Source organism: Metabacillus halosaccharovorans, from assembly GCF_002019635.1.
Classification (GTDB): domain Bacteria; phylum Bacillota; class Bacilli; order Bacillales; family Bacillaceae; genus Metabacillus; species Metabacillus halosaccharovorans.
In genome coordinates, this window is the sequence record NZ_KV917372.1 from 1,530,800 (window position 1) to 1,554,865 (window position 24,066).

Annotated in this window: 20 protein-coding genes and 1 riboswitch; of the genes, 3 read left to right on the forward strand and 17 right to left on the reverse strand. The window is 35.2% G+C overall.

Features of this window, described 5'->3' with window-relative positions:
* Positions 1 to 106 precede the first annotated feature (106 nt).
* The 9 genes from BK577_RS21715 to BK577_RS21755 all read right to left on the reverse strand — a co-directional run bounded on the left by BK577_RS21715 (position 107) and on the right by BK577_RS21755 (position 9,510).
* On the reverse strand, positions 107 to 1,402 hold the full coding sequence (locus BK577_RS21715) for an NCS2 family permease (protein ID WP_078434852.1): 1,296 nt from the start codon (positions 1,400 to 1,402) through the stop codon (positions 107 to 109).
* Positions 1,403 to 1,557: 155 nt separating this feature from the next.
* Positions 1,558 to 1,659, reverse strand: a riboswitch (purine riboswitch).
* A gap of 234 nt (positions 1,660 to 1,893) precedes the next feature.
* Positions 1,894 to 2,541 carry an RNA polymerase sporulation sigma factor SigH gene (gene sigH, locus BK577_RS21720; RefSeq protein WP_078434853.1) on the reverse strand — a complete coding sequence of 216 codons (648 nt, stop codon included), beginning with the start codon at positions 2,539 to 2,541 and terminating at the stop codon, positions 1,894 to 1,896.
* Positions 2,542 to 2,862: 321 nt separating this feature from the next.
* On the reverse strand, positions 2,863 to 3,063 hold the full coding sequence (locus BK577_RS21725; RefSeq protein WP_078434854.1) for a CLC_0170 family protein: 201 nt from the start codon (positions 3,061 to 3,063) through the stop codon (positions 2,863 to 2,865).
* Between the two features lie 31 nt (positions 3,064 to 3,094).
* Positions 3,095 to 4,324, reverse strand: coding sequence for a Ger(x)C family spore germination protein (locus BK577_RS21730; protein ID WP_078434855.1), 1,230 nt, complete (start codon positions 4,322 to 4,324; stop codon positions 3,095 to 3,097).
* A complete protein-coding gene (locus BK577_RS21735; protein WP_078434856.1) occupies positions 4,302 to 5,420 on the reverse strand; it encodes a GerAB/ArcD/ProY family transporter in 1,119 nt (372 codons plus the stop codon). Before BK577_RS21735 ends, BK577_RS21730 begins: the two co-directional genes overlap by 23 nt.
* A complete protein-coding gene (locus BK577_RS21740; RefSeq protein WP_078434857.1) occupies positions 5,407 to 7,050 on the reverse strand; it encodes a spore germination protein in 1,644 nt (547 codons plus the stop codon). Before BK577_RS21740 ends, BK577_RS21735 begins: the two co-directional genes overlap by 14 nt.
* Positions 7,051 to 7,287: 237 nt before the next feature.
* A complete protein-coding gene (locus BK577_RS21745; protein ID WP_169908434.1) occupies positions 7,288 to 8,121 on the reverse strand; it encodes an FxLYD domain-containing protein in 834 nt (277 codons plus the stop codon).
* Between the two features lie 218 nt (positions 8,122 to 8,339).
* Positions 8,340 to 8,879, reverse strand: coding sequence for a chromate transporter (locus BK577_RS21750; protein ID WP_078435359.1), 540 nt, complete (start codon positions 8,877 to 8,879; stop codon positions 8,340 to 8,342).
* Between the two features lies 1 nt (position 8,880).
* On the reverse strand, positions 8,881 to 9,510 hold the full coding sequence (locus BK577_RS21755; RefSeq protein WP_078434859.1) for a chromate transporter: 630 nt from the start codon (positions 9,508 to 9,510) through the stop codon (positions 8,881 to 8,883).
* A 237-nt stretch (positions 9,511 to 9,747) separates the two neighbouring features.
* Here BK577_RS21755 and BK577_RS21760 point away from each other — a divergent pair, with 237 nt between their 5' ends.
* Positions 9,748 to 10,638: a LysR family transcriptional regulator gene (locus BK577_RS21760; protein ID WP_078434860.1), complete on the forward strand. Its 891-nt coding sequence runs from the start codon at positions 9,748 to 9,750 to the stop codon at positions 10,636 to 10,638.
* A 100-nt stretch (positions 10,639 to 10,738) separates the two neighbouring features.
* Here the strand turns inward: BK577_RS21760 and BK577_RS21765 are convergent, their stop codons facing one another.
* From BK577_RS21765 to BK577_RS21775, 3 genes are all read right to left on the reverse strand, one after another.
* Entirely contained in the window at positions 10,739 to 11,275 is a 537-nt protein-coding gene (locus BK577_RS21765) for a chromate transporter (protein ID WP_078434861.1), read from the reverse strand.
* Positions 11,276 to 11,286: 11 nt separating this feature from the next.
* Positions 11,287 to 11,931 (reverse strand): chromate transporter, encoded by a 645-nt coding sequence (locus BK577_RS21770; RefSeq protein ID WP_078434862.1) that lies wholly within the window; start codon positions 11,929 to 11,931, stop codon positions 11,287 to 11,289.
* A gap of 294 nt (positions 11,932 to 12,225) precedes the next feature.
* The gene (locus tag BK577_RS21775; RefSeq protein ID WP_078434863.1) at positions 12,226 to 14,526 is read right to left on the reverse strand and encodes a glycoside hydrolase family 3 C-terminal domain-containing protein; all 2,301 of its coding nucleotides are present in this window, start codon (positions 14,524 to 14,526) and stop codon (positions 12,226 to 12,228) included.
* Between the two features lie 173 nt (positions 14,527 to 14,699).
* On the opposite strand from BK577_RS21775, the gene BK577_RS21780 reads away from it, so the two are divergent.
* Positions 14,700 to 15,935, forward strand: a complete 1,236-nt coding sequence (locus BK577_RS21780; protein WP_169908435.1) for a helix-turn-helix domain-containing protein — start codon at positions 14,700 to 14,702, stop codon at positions 15,933 to 15,935.
* Positions 15,936 to 16,168: 233 nt separating this feature from the next.
* On the opposite strand, the gene BK577_RS26190 is transcribed toward BK577_RS21780, so the two are convergent.
* The 4 genes from BK577_RS26190 to BK577_RS21795 form a co-directional block, all read right to left on the reverse strand.
* Positions 16,169 to 16,306: a hypothetical protein gene (locus BK577_RS26190; RefSeq protein ID WP_169908437.1), complete on the reverse strand. Its 138-nt coding sequence runs from the start codon at positions 16,304 to 16,306 to the stop codon at positions 16,169 to 16,171.
* Between the two features lie 451 nt (positions 16,307 to 16,757).
* A complete protein-coding gene (locus BK577_RS21785) occupies positions 16,758 to 17,651 on the reverse strand; it encodes a formylglycine-generating enzyme family protein (RefSeq protein WP_483869350.1) in 894 nt (297 codons plus the stop codon).
* A gap of 188 nt (positions 17,652 to 17,839) precedes the next feature.
* A complete protein-coding gene (locus BK577_RS21790; RefSeq protein WP_078434866.1) occupies positions 17,840 to 19,381 on the reverse strand; it encodes a sulfatase family protein in 1,542 nt (513 codons plus the stop codon).
* A gap of 62 nt (positions 19,382 to 19,443) precedes the next feature.
* Complete coding sequence (locus BK577_RS21795; RefSeq protein ID WP_078434867.1) at positions 19,444 to 20,811, reverse strand: glycoside-pentoside-hexuronide (GPH):cation symporter; 1,368 nt, start codon at positions 20,809 to 20,811, stop codon at positions 19,444 to 19,446.
* A gap of 446 nt (positions 20,812 to 21,257) precedes the next feature.
* Between BK577_RS21795 and BK577_RS26690 the strand changes: the two genes are divergently transcribed.
* Positions 21,258 to 21,995 (forward strand): AraC family transcriptional regulator, encoded by a 738-nt coding sequence (locus BK577_RS26690; protein WP_281252646.1) that lies wholly within the window; start codon positions 21,258 to 21,260, stop codon positions 21,993 to 21,995.
* A gap of 173 nt (positions 21,996 to 22,168) precedes the next feature.
* Here the strand turns inward: BK577_RS26690 and BK577_RS21805 are convergent, their stop codons facing one another.
* Positions 22,169 to 23,992 carry a heparinase II/III family protein gene (locus BK577_RS21805; protein WP_169908439.1) on the reverse strand — a complete coding sequence of 608 codons (1,824 nt, stop codon included), beginning with the start codon at positions 23,990 to 23,992 and terminating at the stop codon, positions 22,169 to 22,171.
* Positions 23,993 to 24,066: the final 74 nt, after the last annotated feature.

Sequence of the window (24,066 nt, forward strand, 5' to 3'; positions counted from 1 at the left end):
AAAAGATGACAACGATAAATTCTTCGTTTGTCATCTTTTTGAGTTAATAATTTTGGCTCTTTTGCATTACTAGACCGTTGGTTAATGTTCGTTTGACTATATACAGTTATAAAACAAACGCAAAATAAGCGATGAAAATTAGCGCTAATACATAGACAATCGGGTTAATTTCTTTATGCTTTTTTAATGCAAGCATCGTAATTGGATACATAATAAATCCAAGACCGATTCCTGTTGCTACGCTGTATGTTAGAGGCATCATAATGATTGTCACAAATGCTGGTATTGCAATCTCTAGCCTTTCCCATCTTATGTGACGAACCTCACTTGCCATTAAAGCTCCAACAATAATTAAAGCTGGTGCGGTTACCTCTGAAGTAACAACCGAAAGCAATGGTGAGAAAAATAAAGCAATTGCAAAGAACCCTGAAATAACAATTGATGAAAACCCTGTTCTTCCTCCAGCAGCAATTCCTGCTGATGATTCAATAAAAGAAGCTGTAGTAGATGTTCCTAACACAGAACCTGCAACAGAAGCTGAAGCATCTGCCAAAAGTGCACGACCGGCATTTGGTATTTTATTTTCTTTTACTATGCCTGCTTGATTTGCAACGGCAATCAATGTACCCGCGGTATCAAAAAATGCAACGAAAAGAAAGGTAAACACCACAGCTAATAATTCCATTGAAAAAATTTGATCTAATTGTAATAACGCTACTCCAAAAGTAGGTTCTAAGCTTGGAATAGCTCCAACGATCGCGCTTGGTTTTTCAATAATTCCGAACAACATCCCAATAATTGACGTAATGACCATTCCATAAAAAATACCGCCACGGATGTTTTTTACCATGAAAATAACGGTCACAATAAAACCGAATATGGCCAATAATGTTGGACCAGATTGAATATTACCGAGTGACACAAATGTTGCTTCATTTGCTTGAATAATGCCTGAATTTTTCATGCCAATAAATGCAATATAGAAGCCGATCCCACTGCCGATCGCATATTTTAAATCTTGTGGAATAACTTCAATAATTTTTTCGCGAATTTTAAAAATACTAAGTAGGACGAATAATACACCGGAAATAAATACTCCTGTTAATGCTGTTTGCCAGGGGATTCCCATCCCAATTACAACTGAATAGGTGAAAAATGAATTAAGGCCCATGCTTGGTGCAATCCCGATTGGATAATTTGCTAATAGGCCAATTAATAAGGTCCCGATTATAGCTGAGACAGCAGTCGCCGTAAATACAGCCCCTTTGTCTATACCTGCTTCTGATAACACAATAGGATTCACAACTAAAATATATGCCATCGATAAGAAAGTTGTCATACCAGCCAATATCTCTTGTCGATACGTTGTTCCTCTATCTGAGAAATGAAAGAACTGTTTCATCTTTACCTCCTGGATTTAACAAAATTAGAAAAACTCAGCATACCGCCGTTTCATAATGGCGATACAATCAATGAAATGATCGTATAAAAAAAGCTTTAGAGTCTTCTACCCTAAAGCTTTTACATACAAAGATTACACACAAAGGCCATACTGCCTGTGATTTATGTAATCCTTGTAGTCATGCTATTTATGGTAGCTAGGTAGAAACGTTTAGGCCATATCCCTAAACTTATACAAGGAAAATATATTATATTAATATAAGAAAACATTTTAAAGAAAATTAGTTCTTTCGTCAATGTTAATAATTCTCAAATTTGATTTTTTATATAAAAATAACATTAGAATAACTTGGCTTGTCGCCAAGTCCTAATGGCGAAAGCCTTAGTTTTTCTTATAAAATTTATATACTTTCTGATAGTAAAATAAAAAAGCTTCAGTCCCTCCTTTTGAATGGGACTGAAGCTTTCTTGATATGAATTGTTTAATTTCTATTAAACAACTTTTCTAAAATCAATATGTCTATCAAGCTTTCTTTTGATTCGTTGTAAAGCATTATCAATCGATTTTACATGTGTGTTTAGCTCTTCAGAAATTTCTGCATATGAGTGGCCTTCCATATAGAGTAAGAGGACACTTCTTTCCAAATCACTCAATAACTCATTAATCTTTGTTTGAATTTCATTTAACTTTTCTTTATTCATAAGAAATACTTCCGGATTTGTGACATTCTCTCCGGAAAGGACATCCATAAGAGTATAAGAAGATTCTTCATTCATAAGTGGCTTGTCCAAAGAAATAGATGAATTAAGCGGGCTATGTTTCTGACGGGAAGCTGTTTTAATAGCTGTAATGATCTGTCTTGTGATACATAATTCAGCAAAAGCATAGAAAGAAGCCATTTTTTCTTGTCTAAAATCACGGATTGCTTTATATAAACCGATCATTCCTTCTTGAAAAAGATCTTCCTTATCCGCACCTATTAAAAAATATGATTTCACCTTGGAACGTACCAAATGTTGATATTTACTTATTAAAAATGAAAGCGACTCACTATCTCCTTCATGAGACATTTCGATTAAGATGCTGTCTTCTAGTGAAGAATAACGCTCAACAGGCTCTACTACGGTGTTCACACTCACTCATATCCCTCCTTAATAACTTCCCGAGCTTTTGATGATCAATTGACTAGTAGATTTCACTACATCCTCTTATCATTTGTAGTGTCCTACATTTCTTTTCTTGTTCTCTTCTCCTCAATTCCTTATCAGTAAGTATAAGTTTACAGGCTGAAAATTAAAAACGTTGTCGAAATATATAAGGAATTACAAATTATTTTATTTTTCGATGGGAAGTTATGTTGATACCTTTATACACTCTTTTTTTCTTCATGGGAAAGCCGAAAATCCCAAAATAAAAAGTCCTCTATTTCTTTTAGTGAAATAAAGAACTTTCCCTTTTGATTATTTAAACCATGTATTATAGACCAAATTACCTACAAAGAGTAATAGACCAAGAACTATATTCCCTCGTCCAATAAGTTTCGTTACTTTTTCTTCTTTTTTCATTTTTTTGTTTTTATAAAATGGGTAGTCATATCTCATAATTAAGTAGCCTGTAATAATAAAAATTGCAATAAGGTAATTCATGTATCCGATGTACAATTTTACCCTTCTCCTCATCTAGTGGAAGATATTATTTTGCTTTCATCCCGATGCGTCGGATTTTTGTTGTGCAGTTTACCGTTACATTTAAATCCCTATATAATGAATGCCATTTTTCAGGTGTTTTCACTTTTGTATCCCAAAACCGGGGATGTTTTGCTCTTATATGTTCACCAAACCCAAAAATGTCTGATTCCTGCTCTTGTGTGTTTTTTATGAATGTTTGAATTGATTCAACAGTATTTTTTGATGTAACTTCTTCAATTTCCTTCAATATTTTTGAATCGTCTATTTCTACATACTCAGGTGCATCTTTTTCGTCAATCTCTGCTTCATAATTTATATTGACTGTAATTTCAGGTTGATCATCTTTTATTTTGGTATCTATTTTAACAACTCTGCTGGAAATCCTCACCATCACATAGTCTTCTGAGTCAGGGGTCTGGACAAAAACTCCATACCCACCTTTTCCATTTCCTAATACTGCCATAAAGAAACCAATTTCAAGTGGATCACTGATTCCTACCATTTTTTCACCGCTAAAATATGCTAGTCCTTTGATTTGAACATTTTCCTCTTTTTTTATACTAATATAGGGCAAAAATGAATCCTGTCCTTTACTTGAGAGGATCGTCCAAAACTCTCCAATAAAATCAGATGGAAATTTGCCTAAATCTACTGCATTTTCAAACATTGAAGATAAATATAAACCAGGTACCCTTTCAAAGGTTGGGGTTATCTTCATAAATTGACTAGCTTCTCCTTTTGATATAGCGAGCCATGCAGTTCTTCTAACTTCTGAATTCCGTCGAAAAAAATCATTAATTCGTTCTACTCCATCTCGTGCCAATTCCTCACTAATGATGATAATTCTTAAATGCCCAAGAAAAATGTCATCTGATATTTCCTGTTCCAAATTTGCTAATGCATCATCCATAGTATGCCCGACAACTTCGAGGATCCACACAGGATCTGAATCTCCCCCTCCACTTTCAGGTCCAAGGGGGATTTTACCAGGAACAGCAATTTGTGCAGTTATTTTTATCATTTCATTATCTGGACGAGGAAATGAATTTGAAAGATGTGACACATTTTCTTCTTCTTTGCCGTGCTCCTCAGTTGTCTTATCAATAGCAATACCTAGAACAACTGCACGTTTCTCAATATCCAAACTGTCCCAACAGCCAGAAAGAAACACAACTGATATGAATAGACATAATCCTTTGATCACTATAAGTCTATACTTTAGAAATGTGTTCATTGTTTGCTCTCCGTTTTCTTTTTACAGAATCAATGAGTAACAATAAAACCGGAATTCCGATTGTTAAAATCAATCCAATTTGTCCTACAACTCTAATAATTTCATACATCTGCAAAACATTCTGAGGAATCATTGCAAGCAGGAAGAAAAACGGTAAGATAAAGAAAGACATCATCTTATGATCACTTAATCCTAATAATTGACTCAGCATATGAATTGTTAATTTATAGCTCGTTAATAACGTAGTAAAGACGGAGACAACCCAAATGGCTAAAAATATAATATCAAGTCTTTGCAGAATATTCCCCGGCAATGACGTTGTTCTTGCAAGTTCAAGTGTAGGCCATATTAACTTCCTAGTCTCCTCTGTACCAAATACACTCACTGTGGCAATCACAATCAAGGTATATAAACCACCTGAAATGATGATTGCCCAAATACTTGCCTTCATTGCTTTTCTGGCTTTTTTCATTGAAGGAATGATTATTGTCATTACAAATGATCCTTGAAATAATGCTGCAATAATAAAAACCCCGGAAATAATCAAACGAATATCCGGCTCATTTCCCCAAACTGGCTGCAAATATAGGATATTTCCATTCTTTAGCGATAAAACCACGATTATCAGTGCAGGTGCAAGGATAAAGGGTAAGTAAAATAATTGAATATAGGCGAAAGTGGTCATATCATGTCTAGTTGTAAAAGCAGCTAATACTAACATGACAACCACTGTAACTTCTAAAGGGGTTTCTTTTAAAACTGCTGAAATAACAACAGATCCGAATTCACGGGAAGCCAGACCTGTTAATATAGAAAAAAACAAGACAAATAAAATTCCTAAAAACAGGCCAAGCCACTTTCCAATGATTTTTTGACTGTATCCAATAATAGAATGGTTTGGGTATCTCATACCGAGAATTGTAATAACACTTAATCCAATAAAGGCCAAAATGATGGCAATAACAGTAACTAAAGGAGCACCTGTGTTGTTAGCTTGTACCGCAAATAATGGAAGCGGCAATACTCCAACTCCGATTATCGTACTTATCAATACACCTGAAGCTGTAGCAGTTGTAATTTCCCTAGGATGTTCCATCTTCATCCCCCTTCCGGCGATGATTACCGGCCTTTTCAGAATCAGTAGTACTATTTTGCTTAGAATTTTTCCTTACTCGTATATCATTTTTAGTATGTAAAAATCCCGGACGCTTTGGCATCCACCATAAGGGTCCTCGAATCACAACATCTTTCATCCCTTCTATATTAAAAGGTGAAACAGGGCTCATATACGGAACACCAAATGATTTAAGTGAAAGCATATGATTAAAAATGAGGATAACTCCTACAACAACTCCATATAAGCCAAATACCCCAGCCAAAATAACGATTGGAAAGCGAAGCATTCTTAATGCAAAGGCGGCACTATATGCCGGAGTAGCAAATGATCCAATTGTTGTCATAGCAATCACAACAACCGTAATCGGGCTGGCAATCCCGGCCTCAACCGCTGCCTGTCCAATAACCAGTACTCCTACAATTGATAAAGCTCCCCCAACCTGTTTTGGAAGCCTGACGGTTGCTTCACGTAAAACTTCCATCGCCACTTCTATTAACAACACTTCTATTACAGCCGGAAAAGGTACACCAGCACGTCCTCCTGCAACTGCTACTGCGAATTCTGTTGGAAGTAACTCAGGATTGAATGAAATGAAAGAAACATATATAGATGGAAAGATCAGTGAAAACACTAATGCCAGGATTCTGGCGATACGAACAAAACTTCCCATTAAATAACGGGATGAGTAATCTTCAGCTGTTTGATAAAACTGGTTAAATACAACTGGTACAAGCAGGGCAAACGGGGATCCATCTACCATGATTGCCACACGACCTTCTAAAATCCCTCCAACTGTTTTATCAGGTCTTTCTGTTGATTGAACCTGTGGAAATGGTGACATATGATTATCCTCGATAAACTGCTCAATATAACCAACATCCAAAATCCCATCAATGTCAATTTTCGACAAACGATATTCTACTTCCTTTATCAATTCTTTCCCTGCAAGACCTCTTACGAAGCATATGGCAACCTTAGACTTTGTCATCTCACCTACATTAAGTGTTTTCACAATAAAATCCGGTGTTTGTAGTCGATACCTGAGTAAAGAGATATTGGTGCTCAGTGTCTCAATAAAGCCTTCCCGCGGTCCCAATATAACTTGTTCAGTTTCAGGTTGATTAATCGCGCGTTTTTCTACTTTTCTTGTCCCAATTTGAAAAGCTTCTTGTACCCCATCAATTATGATAATTGTTTCGCCTTGAAGGATACTTTGTACAAGCTCCACTTTTTTATTATTGATAACAACTTTGCTATGATATAGCACTTCGTTCATCAATGTGTCTTGGAGTGTATCTCTATCAATATTTTTACCTAATAGATGTGTTGGTACAGACATTAATGGCTTTAATATATCTTGATTCAGTGATTGCTGATCTGCAAAATCCGATAGATAAAATAAAGCAGCAGGATATAAACCAAAAATCATAAACTTTCGGGTGACAAAGTCATCATTATCTCCAAGAATTTGTTTAAACCAATTACTATTCACTTGTAAGCTTTTATCAATCACTTCATCTTTCTGGGCTTCAAGCTGGTCATGGGGCAATTGTTGAGTGTATTTAATGTTTTCCCATTTTTTTCTTGATAATTGAAACCGTGACTTCATCTGGTTCGCCCCTATATACAAAGATTCATGATGATAATTTCTCCATATTATGTGAAAATATTCCTTGTATGTATGATGACAAAAGTAAATCAATTTAAAAAGCACAAGCACCTCTTCATCCCTGAGGGACTAGGCGCTTGTGCTTTGACACCAAAACACTATGTACAAAAAAAGTATCCGCCTCATAATTGTCGAATACTTTTTTATATTAACTATATATACAATCATTTCATATCCTTACTCCGCCATTTCAGCATACACACCAACAACCTCAAAAGTATCAGCATACTCACTTATCGTATAACTATCTAAATTCCACGACTTACCTGGTTTTAAATCGTAAATCGATTGAATTTGACTATCTACAATCGAGCCCTTTTTATCATAAAACTGTATATCAACGCTAATATATCGATATTCCTTATCTGATAAATTTTTAATGATACCACGTACTGTTGTTTCATACTCATCCTTGTTAATCTCCATCTCAGTGAATTCCAATTGATATGATTCTTCTGCTTCCTCTATAGGCAAAGCATCTGTCAGTACTTCATCATACACCTCGACAACATGAAATTGTGGACCGACTAAATAACCTGTAAGCACGGCAATCCCAATAAATAAGAGCACACGCAGAAGGCCGAACTTTTTTTTTTGAGGAACTCCATTTTTCTTCATTTTGTCATAAAAATCAACTTGAAATGTTAAATCCTGTTTAAAGGAGTCTGCATCATCGGGCGGTAAATCAGAAATTTCAATTTTCGTTCCAGCAAAAAACAATTCCATCGAAACATAATAATTTCCTTGTTTCATATGAATATATTCTAATTTCTCATAAGGTACTTCTAACACTTTTGGTTGATTGATTTCATTATGATAAATAAATAATGCACGATCATCTGTTAACAAAAATAAACCTTTGTAACGATCAATGCCACCTGTTGTAATATTCAGTATCGTTTCGTCTTCATATAAAACATTTTGTAATTCATCTACTTCACGATATGAAAGAAATTCATTTGCTTTGGAAAATTCTCTAATCTCTTCTCTTATGTAGTCTATATTTTTCAAGTAAGTGATCCTCCCTTTCACTACACTAGCACTCTAGAATTATTTTAGCTAAAGGTTTACCTGCCGTGCATAAGTCAAATATCATGAATTATGTTACTAAAACTCTTTTAGAACTTTTTCAATTAACAATAAATATGTATTTAGACCTATACAAAATATAACCTTTAGTAAAATAGCAAAATAAAGAAGAAGTCTAATTCTAAGATTAAACTTCTTCTTTAAGAATATATTGCAGCTCCTACAACTCCTGACATAACAATGACTAAAGCAGGGTGAATACGAAGCTTTATTAATGAGAAAAGTGATAATGCAAAAATAAGTAATAAACTAATTGAGTGCCATGAGAGTGATCCAACTAAGTTATTGCTTATAGCGAATTTAATGGCAGCATAGCCAATTAATCCTGTAATAATTGGACGTAAACCATAAAAAGCGGATTCAACATGCTTATTTTTACTAATTTTATAGAAGAAAGTTGCAATGATAATAACAAGTAGTAGTGACGGAATAACCATGCCTAACCCTGCTGCAATAGCACCTGTGATTCCTTGAACCTGGTACCCTACAAAAATAGCACTGTTTGTTGCGATTGGTCCTGGTGACATCCCTGCAATTGCAATAACATCCGTAAACTGTTGAGTCGTCATCCAGCCCTTATTTATTACCTCCAACTCGATGACAGGGATCATGGCATATCCTCCACCAAACGAAACAAAACCAATTAATAAAAATGACCAGAATAGTTCTAACAGTATCATCTTAAATTCCATCCCCCATAAACCATTCTAGTTGCTGTGTTTTCGGTGAGCTTTTTTCTTTTTTCCCATCAAGTGAATAACCTAACTTCCGTTTTATGTTAACAAGAACGATACCGAGAATAATACCTGAGAAAATAATTAAAACGGGATGTAAATGAAAGAAAAACAGAACAGCCATTGAACCAAACGATAGAACAAAAGTAGTTTTATCTATGATTGCCGTTTTACCGATCATATAACCTGCATATACAATTAAAGCAACAATGGAAGCTCGAATCGCCTGAAATGCCGCTTCAATTTTCGGGTTATTCTGAACTTGTAAAAATACAATGCTTAGCATGACAACGATTAGAAAGGTAGGTAAAAAAACGCCAAGTAATGCGGCAATCGCTCCTTTTATCCCTCCTATTCGATACCCGATAAATGTAGATGAATTTATCGCAATTGCACCCGGAATTGATTCCGCAATGGCAAATACATCTGCAACATCTTCATGACTGACCCATTTCTTCTTATCTACAACTTCTCTTTCGATAAGTGGGATCATGGCATAACCACCGCCAAAGGTGACCGGACCAATTTTTAAGAACGTCCAAAAGAGCTGAAATAATTTTTTTGTTTCATCCTTCATACTTTTCTCCTTTCAAGTTTCTATTACTATTTTTTCAAGTATTATTAATTGGACTATTAATCAATACATTTATGTTTTGTTATTATCTCTACGATATCATGCTTTTACGAGCAGGCATATTGCAACAAATGCATAGCATATAACGGATTGTTATAGTTAAGTCAATTTTCTTAATTCACCACCTGAGGTATTATAGAATTAACAAATATTTTCTAATTGGGACTAGGAGGGAGTTTCTTGAACATAGAAAACCTTAAGATGTTTTGTTTAGTAGTTGATGAAGGTAGTATTAGTCAAGCAGCCAGACTAAGCTATGTTTCACAACCTGCTGTTACAAGACAAATTCGCCAATTGGAGAACTTCTATGGCACCTTACTATTTGATCGGACTGAAGGCAAATTAACTGTTACCACAACCGGAAAAATGCTTTATCCATTTGCCAAAGCGATAGTAGACGATTTTAATCGATCTAAAGAAGTGATTCTACAGGCAACAGGAGAATACAATTCAAGCCTTAGAGTTGGGGCATCATTAACAATTGGTGAGTATTTATTGCCAAGCTTGCTTGGTCGTTTTAAAAAACAAACACCTGATATAAAAGTATCGTTAACAATAAGAAATACGCCAAGTGTATTAGAAGACTTATCTAATGATGTGATTGATATTGCATTAGTAGAAGGAATTGTAGAGGATAAAAGCTTTATAGTAGAGAAATTTGCAGATGATGAATTAATTCTCGTTTTCCCAACAGACCATCCTTGGAAGGAAAGATCAGAAATTAGTATAGAAGAATTAGCTCACGAACGAATGATTTGGCGTGAGTCACTTTCAGGCACTCGACTCATTGTTGAAAACGCACTAAAAGAACACGGGATTTTAAACAAAATAGAAAGTTACATGGAAATCGGAAGTACACAGGCAATTAAGAGTGCAGTTGAGGCAGGTTTGGGAATAAGTATTTTACCAAGATTAACCGTTACAAGGGAATTGGAGCAAGGGGTTTTACAAGAAATGAAGATTGAAGGTGTACATATTAATCGCAGATTATGGCTAGTTAAAAAGCCGCAGAGATTCAATAGAGATGGAGTTACAAAGTTTGTTCAGTTTATTCAGGACAAGCACCACTAGAAAGATCATGTTTAATTTTCACGAAACAATTAAGCTTAATTCCTCAGAAAAAAGGAATTGAGCTTTCTTTATTTAAAAATCTAATTACCCCTTTCTAAACTTAATGAATAATCGTACCAATAACACCAGCACACAAAATCACGATCACCGGGTGAACTCGGAAATATAATAGAGAAATTAAAGAGATACCGAAAATGAGTAAGAGACTTACCATATCCCATGAAATTGAGGTCGAGATCACACCATTTGAAAGAGCTAACTTAATCGCCGCATACATAATAAGACTCGTCACTATTGGGCGCAAACCATAAAAAGCAGATTTCACAAGTTTATTTGAATGTAATTTATAGAAAAATAAAGCAATGACTAGAATTAGAATTAAAGATGGCAAACTCATTGCAATAGAGGAGATAATGGCACCTGGAATTCCAGCAACCTTATACCCTACGATCGTTGCACTATTAGAAGCAATTGATCCCGGTGTCATACCTGCCAAGGCAATTGCATCTGTAAAATCAGTTGTCGTGATCCATCCCTTTCCCGTAACCTCTCTTTCTATCACGGGAAGCATTGCATATCCGCCACCAAATGATACAGTCCCAATCATAAAAAACAGAATAAATAACTGTAACAGCATACTACTACCTCCTACATTCCTACCTGTTGCTTTAACGATTCTTCGTTATTCTCAATCTCTTCGTTATTCTCAATCTCTTCATCTTTTTCAAACTTTACTAGCATACCTAATTTTTCTTTAATCCTGACAATGAAAATCCCTAAAAAAGCTCCTAAAAAGATAACGAAAATTGGATGCCAGTGAAACATCAACATTGCCACTATCATAGTAACTGCCAGAGTAAATGTGGCCTTATCCAAAACTGATGTCTTCGCTATTTTTATCCCGGCATATACAATTAAAGCAACAGTTGCAGCTCGAATTCCAAAAAATGCTGATTCCACATATGGATTATTCTGAAAGGTTGAAAGTACTCCACAAAGGACAAGCACAATTATAAAGGTTGGAAGTAAAGTTCCTAATGTCGCCGCAACTGCTCCCCTTATGCCGGCAATTCGGTGTCCGATAAAGGTAGCAGCGTTTACTGCTATTGCACCCGGTATTGTCCCTGCAATAGCAAAAACATCTGTTAAGTCCTCACTTTTGACCCAATGTTTTTTATGAACCACTTCTTTTTCTATTAAAGGAATCATTGCATAACCGCCACCAAATGTTACAGGCCCTATTTTGAAAAAAGACCAAAAAAGTTGAAAAACTTTTTCCCATTCTTCCTTCATAAATATCCCTCCTTCATCATTATTTAACAAAGTGAATGATTTACTTTCTTAATTTCAATTGATCTACTATTACGGTATCACGAAAGATGACGATGGTAAATTGCAACAAATGCATAGGTTATAACAGAAGGTTATACGTAATTAAACACACCCGAGAAGTTGGTTATTGATACAAAAAAGCTCCACCTTTTTAATAAAAGATGAAGCTTTTGCATTGGTAAAAAGTCAATTGTTCAACTTCCCGGAAATCAAATAATGGATTGACTCATATGAAATGAGCCAATCCACCTTAAATTAATTCACAACTGTATTTTTTTGTACATCATTTAATTGTTGAATCATTTCTTGCAGTTTTTCTTCCGTTAAGTTCCCATCACTAAAATTAGATAAAGCTCGTAATGGCATATATTTCATCATTGCTTCCATCATATCTGAGAATTCACCTTCATCCTCAGATGCTGCAGCGAATGGGCTTCCTTCCTGTGCTTTTCCTAATAATTCTTTAGCTAGTGGTGCTACTTTAGGATTTGCAAGTAAGTCACCAACTGTTGTATTACGATGAACTACTAATGGAATTTCTGTCGTCGATTCAACTGTCACTTTTTCTGTTAGAACAACTTCTTTTGAGCTTTTCCCTACTAATAATTCGAATTCTCCACTTTCTACATGCCAATCTTTTATTTCTGTATGATAGTATGCAAATGAACGTTTATCTAAAGTAAAGGTAATTTCTTTAACTTCACCCGGTTGAAGTTCAACTTTTTCAAAACCTTTTAATTCCTTCTGAGGTCTGCTTACACTGCTTTCCACATCTTTAACATAAAGCTGAACAACTTCTTTTCCTGTAACAGCTCCTGTATTTTTCACATCAACAGTCACACTAAGTGTTTCTGTATCATTGATTTTATTGGCACTTACACGCAGATTGCTGTATTCAAACGATGTATAACTTAAGCCATAGCCAAATGGGAATAATGGTTCCACATTTTTTGTATCATAATAGCGATAGCCGACGAAAATTCCTTCACGGTACTCTACTTTGTCTCCTTCACCCGGGAAGAACAAGTAAGAAGGATTGTCACTTAATTGGTTAGGGAATGTTTCTGCAAGTTTTCCGCTTGGATTTGCATCACCGAATAATATGTCTGCAATCGCTCCGCCAAGAGCTTGACCTCCAAGATACCCCTCAAGTAACCCTTTTACTTTGTCTAACCAAGGCATTTCAATTGGTGCACCATTACTTAGAACAACAACGATATTTGGGTTCACTTCAGCAACCGTTTCTATTAAACGCTTTTGGTTTTCTGGGATGTGCAGGTGTACACGATCATACCCTTCAGATTCATAACGATCCGGTAAACCGGCAAACAAGATAACAGTATCAGCTTGTGAAGCTACTTCTTTTGCTTCTTCAATTAATGCTTCATCGATTGTATCTTGGTCACGATAGTATCCTTGAGCATACGTTACATTTGCTTCTGATCCAGCAGACTTTTCGATTTCCTCCACAATATTTTCAAGCTTTGTTGGTATAATATGAGAACTTCCGCCACCTTGGTATCTTGGAGCTTTAGCAAATTCACCAATTACAGCAAAACTGCCTTCTTTTTTTAGGGGGAGGATGTTATTTTCATTCTTTAACAGAACCATACTTTCTCTAGCTGTTTCTCTTGCAAGCTGATGGTGTGCTTCTTGATCATATGTAGCATTTTCTTTCTTTTCTTCAACAGCTTTAAAAATAATTCGCACAATACGTTCTACAGCTGCGTCCAGTTTTTCTACCGATAATGTACCATTTTGAACCGCTTCGATAACTTTATTCTCACCGATTCCTTTTGAAGCCGGCATTTCAAGTTCAAGACCATTTGCAAGAGCTACATCACGTTCATTTACTGCTCCCCAATCAGAAACAACAAAGCCTTCAAAGCCCCATTCTTCTTTTAAGATGTCGTTTAACAGATAGTTGTTTTCAGAAGCAAATTCTCCATTTACTTTATTGTAAGAACACATAACGGTCCATGGTTGTGATTGTTTTACTGCACCCTCAAAACTAGCCAGATAGATCTCGCGGAACGTTCTTATATCAACAATTGCATCTGTTGACATTCTGCGGTGCTCCTGGTTATTCGCTGCAAAGTGTTTTAAGGACGTTCCAACACCTTGGCTTTGCACACCTTTAATATGATTAGCTGCCATTTCTGATGATAGATATGGATCTTCTGAGAAATACTCAAAGTTACGTCCACATAAAGGGGAACGTTTAATATTAGCACCTGGTCCAAGTAGAACCGCAACATCCTCTGCCTGACATTCTTCACCTAAAGCTACTCCAACTTTTTGAATTAAATTGCGATCCCATGAGCTCGCCATTCCTGCTGCAGATGGAAAACAAGTAGCAGGTACACTATCAAATAACCCTAAATGGTCAGCACCCATTTTTTGTTTACGTAATCCGTGTGGACCGTCTGTAACCATGATAGATGGAATTCCTAGTCTTTCAATACCTTTTAAATTCCAAAAGTCATTTCCAGAACAAAGACCAGCTTTTTCTTCTAATGTCATTTGTGAAATAAGTGTTTTAATATCTTTTGTCAACATAATCCCTCCATAAGTATCAAGGTAGAAAACGCTTTCTAATAAACTATATGACTATTATATACAATCACTAATGCCAATTTTGGTAATATATTAATTTTTTTAGCTCTTTTTTAACATTTATTCATCTATATGATATGATTTTAGATATTAATTAAATGAGGGGTCAGCTTATGAAGCTTCAAGATGTAAATTACATTTGCAAATTGATATATGAATCTTTTCATATTCCGGTTATTTTTCTAAATGAACATAATCATTTAGAGTTTGAGTTTGCTTCTCAAAATATTAAAAATCCTTTTCACACATCTACACAAGATCTTCTAAAACAATTCCAATTAAATTACGAACACTGTCCATTCCCACTATTGGTCAAATCGGAATATTATGAACATTATTTCATCATTCAAGTGCGTAATCTTGATCAATATAAAGGGATGATTATTGTCGGCCCAACTCTCCCTTCTGAGCTTTCAAATGAAAGATTGGCTTCTTTGGTAAATGACATGCCTGTTCAAAAAGAACTCGGTGAAAAACTCGTCCATTATTATGAATTACTGCCCCGAACATCCAATTTAAAGTTTATCAACATCAGTATGCAGTTGTATTATATGCTCTACCAAAAAACATTGGATCCTGCCAATATCATGTTAAAAAATATTGAAGCGGGTGAGCACATCGTACAAATCGAGGATCCTTTTACAACCATTTCACAAAAACGCGAAAATGTGTCCTTTCATCATGATTTCATCTATGAAAAAAGGCTATTTCAATACATTAAAGAGGGTAGAAAGGATGAATTTCTAAAAGTATTCAAACTAAGCCCTGATAAAGGAGAGTTGGGCGTATTATCGAGGAAAAGTCAGTTACGCAGCAGTAAAAACCTAGCAATTTCCGCTATTACGCTGGCAACACGAGCTGCTATGGAGGGCGGGCTACATCATGAAATTGCCTATACACTCAGCGACTTATATATTCAAAACCTTGAGGATTTAACAAATATGAAATCAGTAGATCTGTTTATGGAACAAGCATTAAGTGATTTTGCAGATCGTGTACGAAAACACAAACAACAAAGATTCTCAAAACCCATTAATATGTGCATAAATTATATTTACACACACCTATACGAAGATTTAACCCTAACAATCTTGGCTAACCTTATAGAGATGCATCCTAATTATTTATCAGCTCTTTTCAAAAAAGAAGTAGGTATTTCTATCGCTGAATATATCCACCGAACAAAAGTTGATGAGGCCAAATCATTGATAACATTTACTGACTATTCGTTATTGAAGATTTCGACTATATTAAACTTTCATGATCAAAGTTATTTTACTAAGGTGTTTAAGAAATATGTTGGTGTGACACCGAAAAAGTATAAACAGAATAATACTGAGTCTGTTTAATTGTCTACAAAAAAGAGGGAACCCCAAAATTAGACTTGGAAGAGAATGCTTTCCGAATGCCCGCTGAATGCCAATGTTTAAAGCATTAATGAACAGGAAGTATATACTATTGGGTCAAATACAAAGGTTTTATAACAAACAATAGGCGACCTTATTCATCCAAAACGAATAACAAGGTCGCCTTACTATTTTCTTAATCATTACTATTTATCCCTTCTCTTTACTTTATTGATTTAATGTTTTACCTTTTTATCTTTAGACTGATCCGCATTATTTTTAACTTGATGGAATAAATATGAAAGATAAGAGTTTAATTCAAACCGATCTTTAATAACAAAGTCGGAGAATGTTAATTTGTTTTCTCTACACATTAAGTATCCCTCCTTATTTAACTCTATTATTCTTTTATAGTTAATGATAAAAATATAAAATAAATTTTAAAAAGTAACATAGAAAAATTTATAAACTCCTCGAAATCCCTTCCTAGTACCAGCCCCACCTACGCTAGATACTTTGACAGCCACGCATGCCGTCCAACCTATTATCATTATAATTGTAAGCGTTTACAGATTCAAGGGTTATTTGAAAACAAGTTTCGACATAAACATTTTTCTCCCATTTTATTTTTTAAACAAGATATTGTAGCGCCTAACCCCTTAATATTACTAATATGCCATATACGAAATTGCGATTTCTTATGAAATCTTCTTAAATTATACCGCAAGATAAGCTCCAAAAAGAATCTATCAATCTTTTACATCATAGGTTGATAAATTCTTTTTGTAATTGAGTTTAAAAATAATCGTTAGACACTTTACGAATCTAGCTCAACACAACACGAAACCCACAGTTACTAGTAGAACTATCAGGTGTATTGGAACTACGTGCAGCTAATCGATATCTATTGCAATAAGAAATATGACATAGGAAAGATCCCCCTCGCATAGAACGTTTACCAGTTGGCATCGTAAACCTAGGATTCTCATTGCTAGTTTTAGTATGATATTTTGGCGTAAACCAATCACTACACCATTCCCACACATTTCCTGACATATTGTATAAACCATATCTATTGGGCTCATATGTGTCCACTGGTGCTGTTCCAATATATCCATCACTAGCAGTATTCACCTTTGGAAATGTACCTTGCCAAATGTTACAGATATATTTCCCATCCGGCTCTAGTACATCTCCCCAAGGATATGTTTTTTGAACTAAACCACCTCGTGCAGCATATTCCCATTCAGCTTCGGTTGGAAGTCTTGTACCAGACCATTTACAATAAGCATTTGCATCATTCCATGAAACATGTGTAACAGGATGATTCATTCGATCGTTTATATTAGAATCCGGCCCTTCAGGTTTTTTCCAGTAAGCGCCTTCAACCGGAAGCCACCAAGGTAACCCATTTGGGATATGACGAATACTTTCTCTAGTTTTTTTAGAAGCAAGTAAATGAAAAACAAATGACCATCCAAAAACCTCTGCCTCTGTTTTGTACCCTGTAGCATCAACAAAATGTTTAAAATCTTTATTTGTAACAGTATACGGAGAAATATGGAATCCATTTAATTTAATTTTACGAACAGGACCCTCTCCGTCACTTGGAAAACCTTCTTTTGTTTCAGTTCCCATTAGGAATTCTCCACCTTCTAAATACACAAAGTGCGATGTATCAATCCCTTCTTCTTTAATATTAGTATTGTCGCTTTTCACCTGTTCTTCTATTTGATTTCGACTGGCGCTACAACAAGTTTTTTGTACCTTTTCCACTACTATTCCTCCTTCCTAATTCAAAAAAATAAATTCATTACGATCACTAATCATTCATTATTTTATCTTAAACAAATTATACCTTAGTCTAGTAAAATACTAAACTAAGGTATATTGATCGCTTTTCATGTTTAAAATAAGTTATGCATCATCTTTCTAGTAAACGCAATTCTAGCTTCATCAACTTCCTCTGGAAATTCACCAGAATGTCTTCGTTTTAATTCACTAAACTGATGTTCTCTCCCAGTTTGAACAAGTCTTTCTCCATAATTTTTAAGAAATCCCTTCGCATGGTATGGACCGCCTTCTTTCATCACAGTCCATAGAGGATCAACGTCATCACCAGATTTAAGCATCATTTCATCATGCCAATCATGTAAGTAGTATGTTGCTTCCATACAAATATTTTTGTTTTGTTCTGCAACATTGTTTTCTTCTCTTGGATCCTCTTTAAGATTAAATAGCATTTCTTTATCAAATAAGTGATATCCATCATGGTATGTTCTCATATATAACCAATCGCCAAAACGTACACTGCGTTGAGCACCATGAGCACACTGAGACACAACTAGGTAGTCACGTCCACATTCTTTTCCTTCTTTTAATACAGAAGCATAACTTGTTCCATCCCAATCCGGTGAAGCCGGTAGCTCAAGCATTTCTGCTAGTGTAACAGGTAAATCTAAATGATAATGCAATCCATCATCAACAATTCCTTGTTGCATTTCAGGCCAAGAAATGATCATTGGAATGCGGCAAGTTCCGTCATCAGCTGTAGCGTGCTCTCCATAAATTCCTAATTGACCCATATTCTCACCATGATCTGCTGAAATGATGATAATCGTGTCCTCCAGAATTCCCTTTTCTTCTAACAAGGCAAACAATCTACCGACATGATCATCAAGGTATCGAATACCACAGTCATATCCATCTATCATCGATCTTAAATCTTCCATGTTTTTGATTTCACCAGGACTTCTTGGGAATTTTTCACTTTCTACATTCGTATACGTGTTTCCGTTATGATCGATAACTAATTCATGTACTGTATGAGGACCCACAGCTTGCTTGTGCTTTTCTAATGTTTCTTCATTTGCCCATTCTGGTAGTGGCTCTTCAGCAAATGGATTACCAAAACTCTCTGGTACACGATATGGAGTATGAGCATCCCAGTAATTTACGTAAAGTAACCAGTCATCTTTCTCTGCATTTCTATCTAGCCAATCCGTTACAACTGGAGAAACTTGCTCAGCTGATTCCATTCCAAACTGACCAGTATTAATAATCTCGTTAAAACCAGCGTAAAAATTATATGTTGCATGTCGTTGAGGGAATGGACTAATTAGTGTTGTGTTTAAGCCTGCTCCCAATTGTAAGAATGAAGGAAGAGATCCTCCAACAGATAATCGACCAAATAAGTCACGATTAACCCCTTCCAGTTTCATATCTCCAGCTGTTCCTCCATGTCCGACTAACCCATTACGAATGCCAAATTGACCTGACATCAATGCTGTTCGGGAAGGTGCACACGGTGCATCTGACGTATAGTAATTATTAAAACGAACACCCTTTTCTGCAATTTTATCAATATTAGGTGATGTATTACGATGATAACCGTAGCATCCTAGATGACGTGGACTTACTGAATCTAAATCTAAAAATAAAATTCTCATAATTTCTCTTCTCCTCTTTCCCTATTCTAGTTGAGTGTGAGTTATTATATTTCGCTAAATAATTAAGCCTCTTTTGCAAAGTCTTTATTAGATTTATTTCTATTTTTCAAGTCTTCTACTACTTGTGCATGAATTTTATCAAGTTTATAGAACTGCAAAAGGATAAGAACTAATGCAAAACTGATAACTGGAAACCATATAAAGCTAAATTCAATCGCTTTCAGAGTTTCAGTAGATTGTTGAGTTAAAGCTGGGTCATAATGATACATTGCTAATAACCAAGCTCCAGCAGCTCCTCCGATCCCCATTCCAAACTTAGCTGCAAATGTAGAACCTGAGTATAAAAGTCCTGTAGCACGAACACCTGATTTCCACTCACCATAATCAATTGTGTCAGCAATTAGAGAAAATAATAGACTCGGAACGAACCCTAAACCTAACCCGCCAAGCCCTACACCAATTAACAATAATGGTATGGATTGTGTAATTGAACTGAAGTAAATGATTAGAGATCCTACAATTGCAACGACAATCCCAAACTGCATGGTTTTCTTACCGCCAAGTCTCTTAGTAACAAACGGAATTAACAGCAAGGATACAATCGTTAAATAATTTAAAGCCATGACAACAGGTACAATATCTTCTCTTCCAAAGTTATATTTAAGGAAATAAACGGTTGTTTGGTTACGAATAATAAACACGAAGAAGAAAGCAAGTTTTGCAGTAAAAATAATTAACCACGGTACATTAAACGCTTTCATTCCATCTTTTAAAGGTACACTCTTTTTACTACTATTGTAGTATTCTCTTTCTTTCGTGTTTTTGAAAGCATTAATAAACATAGGAATTGATATGATACCAAATACTGTCATTGTTAACGCGAAACCCTTTGCATCATTACCGTTTCCAAGGTAAGCAACTAAAGGTAACGTGGCAACCGAAACTATAAAACCACCAATCTGCCCGAAAATCATACGGATAGAGGTTACTTCATGACGCTCTTGTGGATTATTTGACATGCTTGGTAGCATGGCTGATAACGGAATGTTAATAAATGTATAAATAAGGCCTAACAAGATGTAACTAGAATACGCGAATAAGATCTTTCCTTGTGTATCGAGGTCTGGAGTTAAAAACGTTAAGACACCTACTGCTGCAAACGGAAGAGCTAACCATAGAAAATAAGGTCTACATTTCCCCCATTTCGTACTTGTACGATCTATTACATAGCCTGCAAGTAAATCTGTTCCTGCGTCGAGAAATCTAACAATCAAGAATAAGGTACCAACAACACCTGCACCTATACCATAAACATCTGTATAGAAATAAAGTAAATAAGTTGAGACCATCACAAAAATTAAATTTGAAGCTGTATCTGCTAAACCATAACTGATTCTTTCTTTCCATGAAACTTGATCTACTTTATACATATTAACCCTCCCATATTTGCGTTTAGATAGAATCAAATTGAAGTATTTGATTACTTTTAAAGAACAAAATATTTTCCCCTGTCACCACCTTTATATTTGTTTACAGTCTTTAAACTTACTTCAAATGGTCTATTTTACGAATTCCTAAGGCGCCTTTAAACATTACAAAACTATTATGATTTCAGAAAAGATCACATGCATTGTAAACGCTTAATCTCCTTATTGGTAATAAGTATACGAGTAATACCGATTTATAGTCCATGTACAATTTATCGATTTCATGTATGATTTTTTACAACCTTTTTCTTTTTCTATATTTCTAATCAGAGAGATCATGTATAGTAAAATTATAGAAACCATTCATGTAAGGAGGGCTTCATATCATTAACATATTAGGGGTTTTTTTTGATAATTTAATTCCGAATTGGCATTCACAAACAGAAAAAATTGATTATAATGTCTTTATTTTAGTAGTAAAAGGAAAAGTCAACTATTCAATATATGGAGAACAGATTATTGCTGAAAAGGGAGATCTCGTTTTTATTCCATCTGGAACCTTACGCGGTGCAAAGAATCATGAATCTGGGGAGCATCAAAAATACACTGTTGCGTTTAAACTAAATGAAACTGTTAATTATTCGAATCCATTTCCTATTGAGAAAAAATTCCATAAGATTAAAACAAGAACTCCTGAATATGTTAAGCATCGTTTTGAGAGGTTATTTGTGGATAGTAGAGGTGATAAAAAATTCCGATCTTATATTTGTGCTGGAATACTTCAGGAATTACTTGGTATGTTTGCCCGAGAGCTAGAAAGCCCTACTGTCACACCTAGTAAGGTAAAATACACGTCTATCATTGAGAACTACCTGTTAGAAAATTACCGTAAAAATATTGAAATAGAGCAGCTCGCAAAATTAATTAATCGGTCACAAAGTTACACAATCTCGATCTTTAAGGAACTAATGGGTCAATCTCCAATTAGATATATACATCAACTAAGAATTATTGAAGCATGTAATCTCTTATTAAATACCGATATGACAATAGTAGCTATTTCAGATTATCTCGGATACTATGACCCTTCTTATTTTTCTCGTATGTTCAAAAAACTAACGGCCATGTCTCCTAAAGAATTTGCAATGTATGGACACCAGGTTGAGGTTGATGCTTTATTTTCGTAAAAAGGGATTCAAAAAATGATAGTCTTCATTTAATAGTCAATTCAGCATTTAATTTCTTTAAAAAAAAAGCGTGAATTCTATTTAAGAATTCACGCTTGAACATTTTTTCAAGACAAAAATTGATTCGTCTTTTACTTAACATGCACCTTCCACTTCAGGAAACGTTATACCATTCATTCCCCAAATACAAACCGAAAATCCACACGAGTAACTTCCCTTAGCTCTTTAACTGCAAAGTCTAACTGATAAAACTCTTCCTGTTCACCAAAGTGATTTAAAAATTGATTTTTTTGGATACTCAAATCCAATTTATCTCTGTCGAAAAGTATCTTTATCTTTTCAGTACCCACCAACACAACACCATTAGACTCTTCTGTAATCTTTAAAACTGGTGAAATAAATCGTTCAACGATTGAAGTTGGTTTTTCTGTGCAATAATACATATCAGACAAAATCATTTCAGGTATATGCTTCTTTTTCCATATGAATTTTCTTACTAACTTTTCTAGTGTTCCAACTTCTTCATAAGCTTTTGCAAATTCCATTTCGAACACATCTTCTTCTTCACTAGTGAGAAAATCAATAATAGAAGCATGCCGCGCTGCCCCTGCTGACTGATATTGATGATTGATGATTGGAACAGAGTGGCCTTGTGAACCATTACATAAAAATGAATACCGCTCTTGATTAAAATATCCCTCACAATACATTCCACTTCCTAAGTCCTTTAAAAACGTTTCTCCTTTTGCTTGTAAAATAAAATGACCAATATCATTATGATTATGCGGCTCATCATTATGACCGCCTTTACAGGCAAAAACGTAATCAGTATGTCTTGAAATGAGCCACTGTGAATCTTTCAAGTAGTATGTTGCATATCCCCAAGGTTTTCCCGCTTTATTCTCATCAAACCAAATTAAATTTCTAAATGCCGGTGCCCATCTGCTGCAATGATCATCAGCATATGCTGCACGAAGCTCTGTTTCAGGCACTTCAAGCTTCGGAAAGACATCCTTTAAATAATGACTTAAGCCTAAAAAGACAGATCCTGTTTCTGTTGAATCAGAGAAATTCACGACCTTATTTTTATAAATAAAACATTTCTGCTGAAAAGCAGCAATTTGATCGACTTTATCTATCCGAAATAAATCAATTGCTCCAGATGTTTTTTTCTTAAGTAAGTCGGCAAAATAAACATAGTAACCAAAGCCATATTGCCAGTATCCATATCCCTCCATACAGGCTCCATCTTCATTAAAACCCTTTAAATAATAGGTCATTGCCTGAACAACTCTCTCTAAAATAGAGGTGAGCATATGTTCATCATCCACAACATACAAAGCAGCTGCACCAATTGAGCCTGCACAAACCGCTGCCCAGTTATGTGTGGATGTCTCCCAATGGAATGAGTGATTTTGAAACGGTAGTAGGACTCTGCGGTACACCTCCTGTTTCATTCTCTTCTGAATAAGCGGATCCAGAACATGGTCCATTAATTTATTTATTTCACTAAGTGTAAAGGCAGTCTCAGCTGCAAAAAGATCAATGGTATAATGGGGATTTTGTATCGTTTGTAGAAAATCCTCTTCATGTTCTGTCTTCATCTCAGGACTATTCTTCAAGTGTGCTGGTAAACACCAGCTGTATTCATTACATATCGACCAAATTGTCTCGTGTAATTCCCTTAAATAAGCAGAATCGGTTGGTTCTAATAAAGTCATGATCGCAAACGTATTAAGGCGTCTTCTTTTGGCAAAATAGCTTTTTTCATATTCAAGTCTTGAGCCTGTTTCTCTGAAGATCGTAAATTCTTCAAATGTTAGTTCTTTTATGGGATGTTGCAGTAGCTTATCTGCTTCTTCTCTTATTTCGGTAATCAATGACGAATAGGATAATTTTCTCTTTATGCTTTCAAACCAGTTTGCTTGGTCTTTTTTTGATGAGAACAAAAGAGATGAGGCATTTGCCTTCAACATCTTTTCAAATTCAATAAACAATGACATTCACCTCTCAAATTAGGTCTAACTGAAACTTTGAAAAAAATCGAAAAAATGAAGGAGCTTCAGCCAGA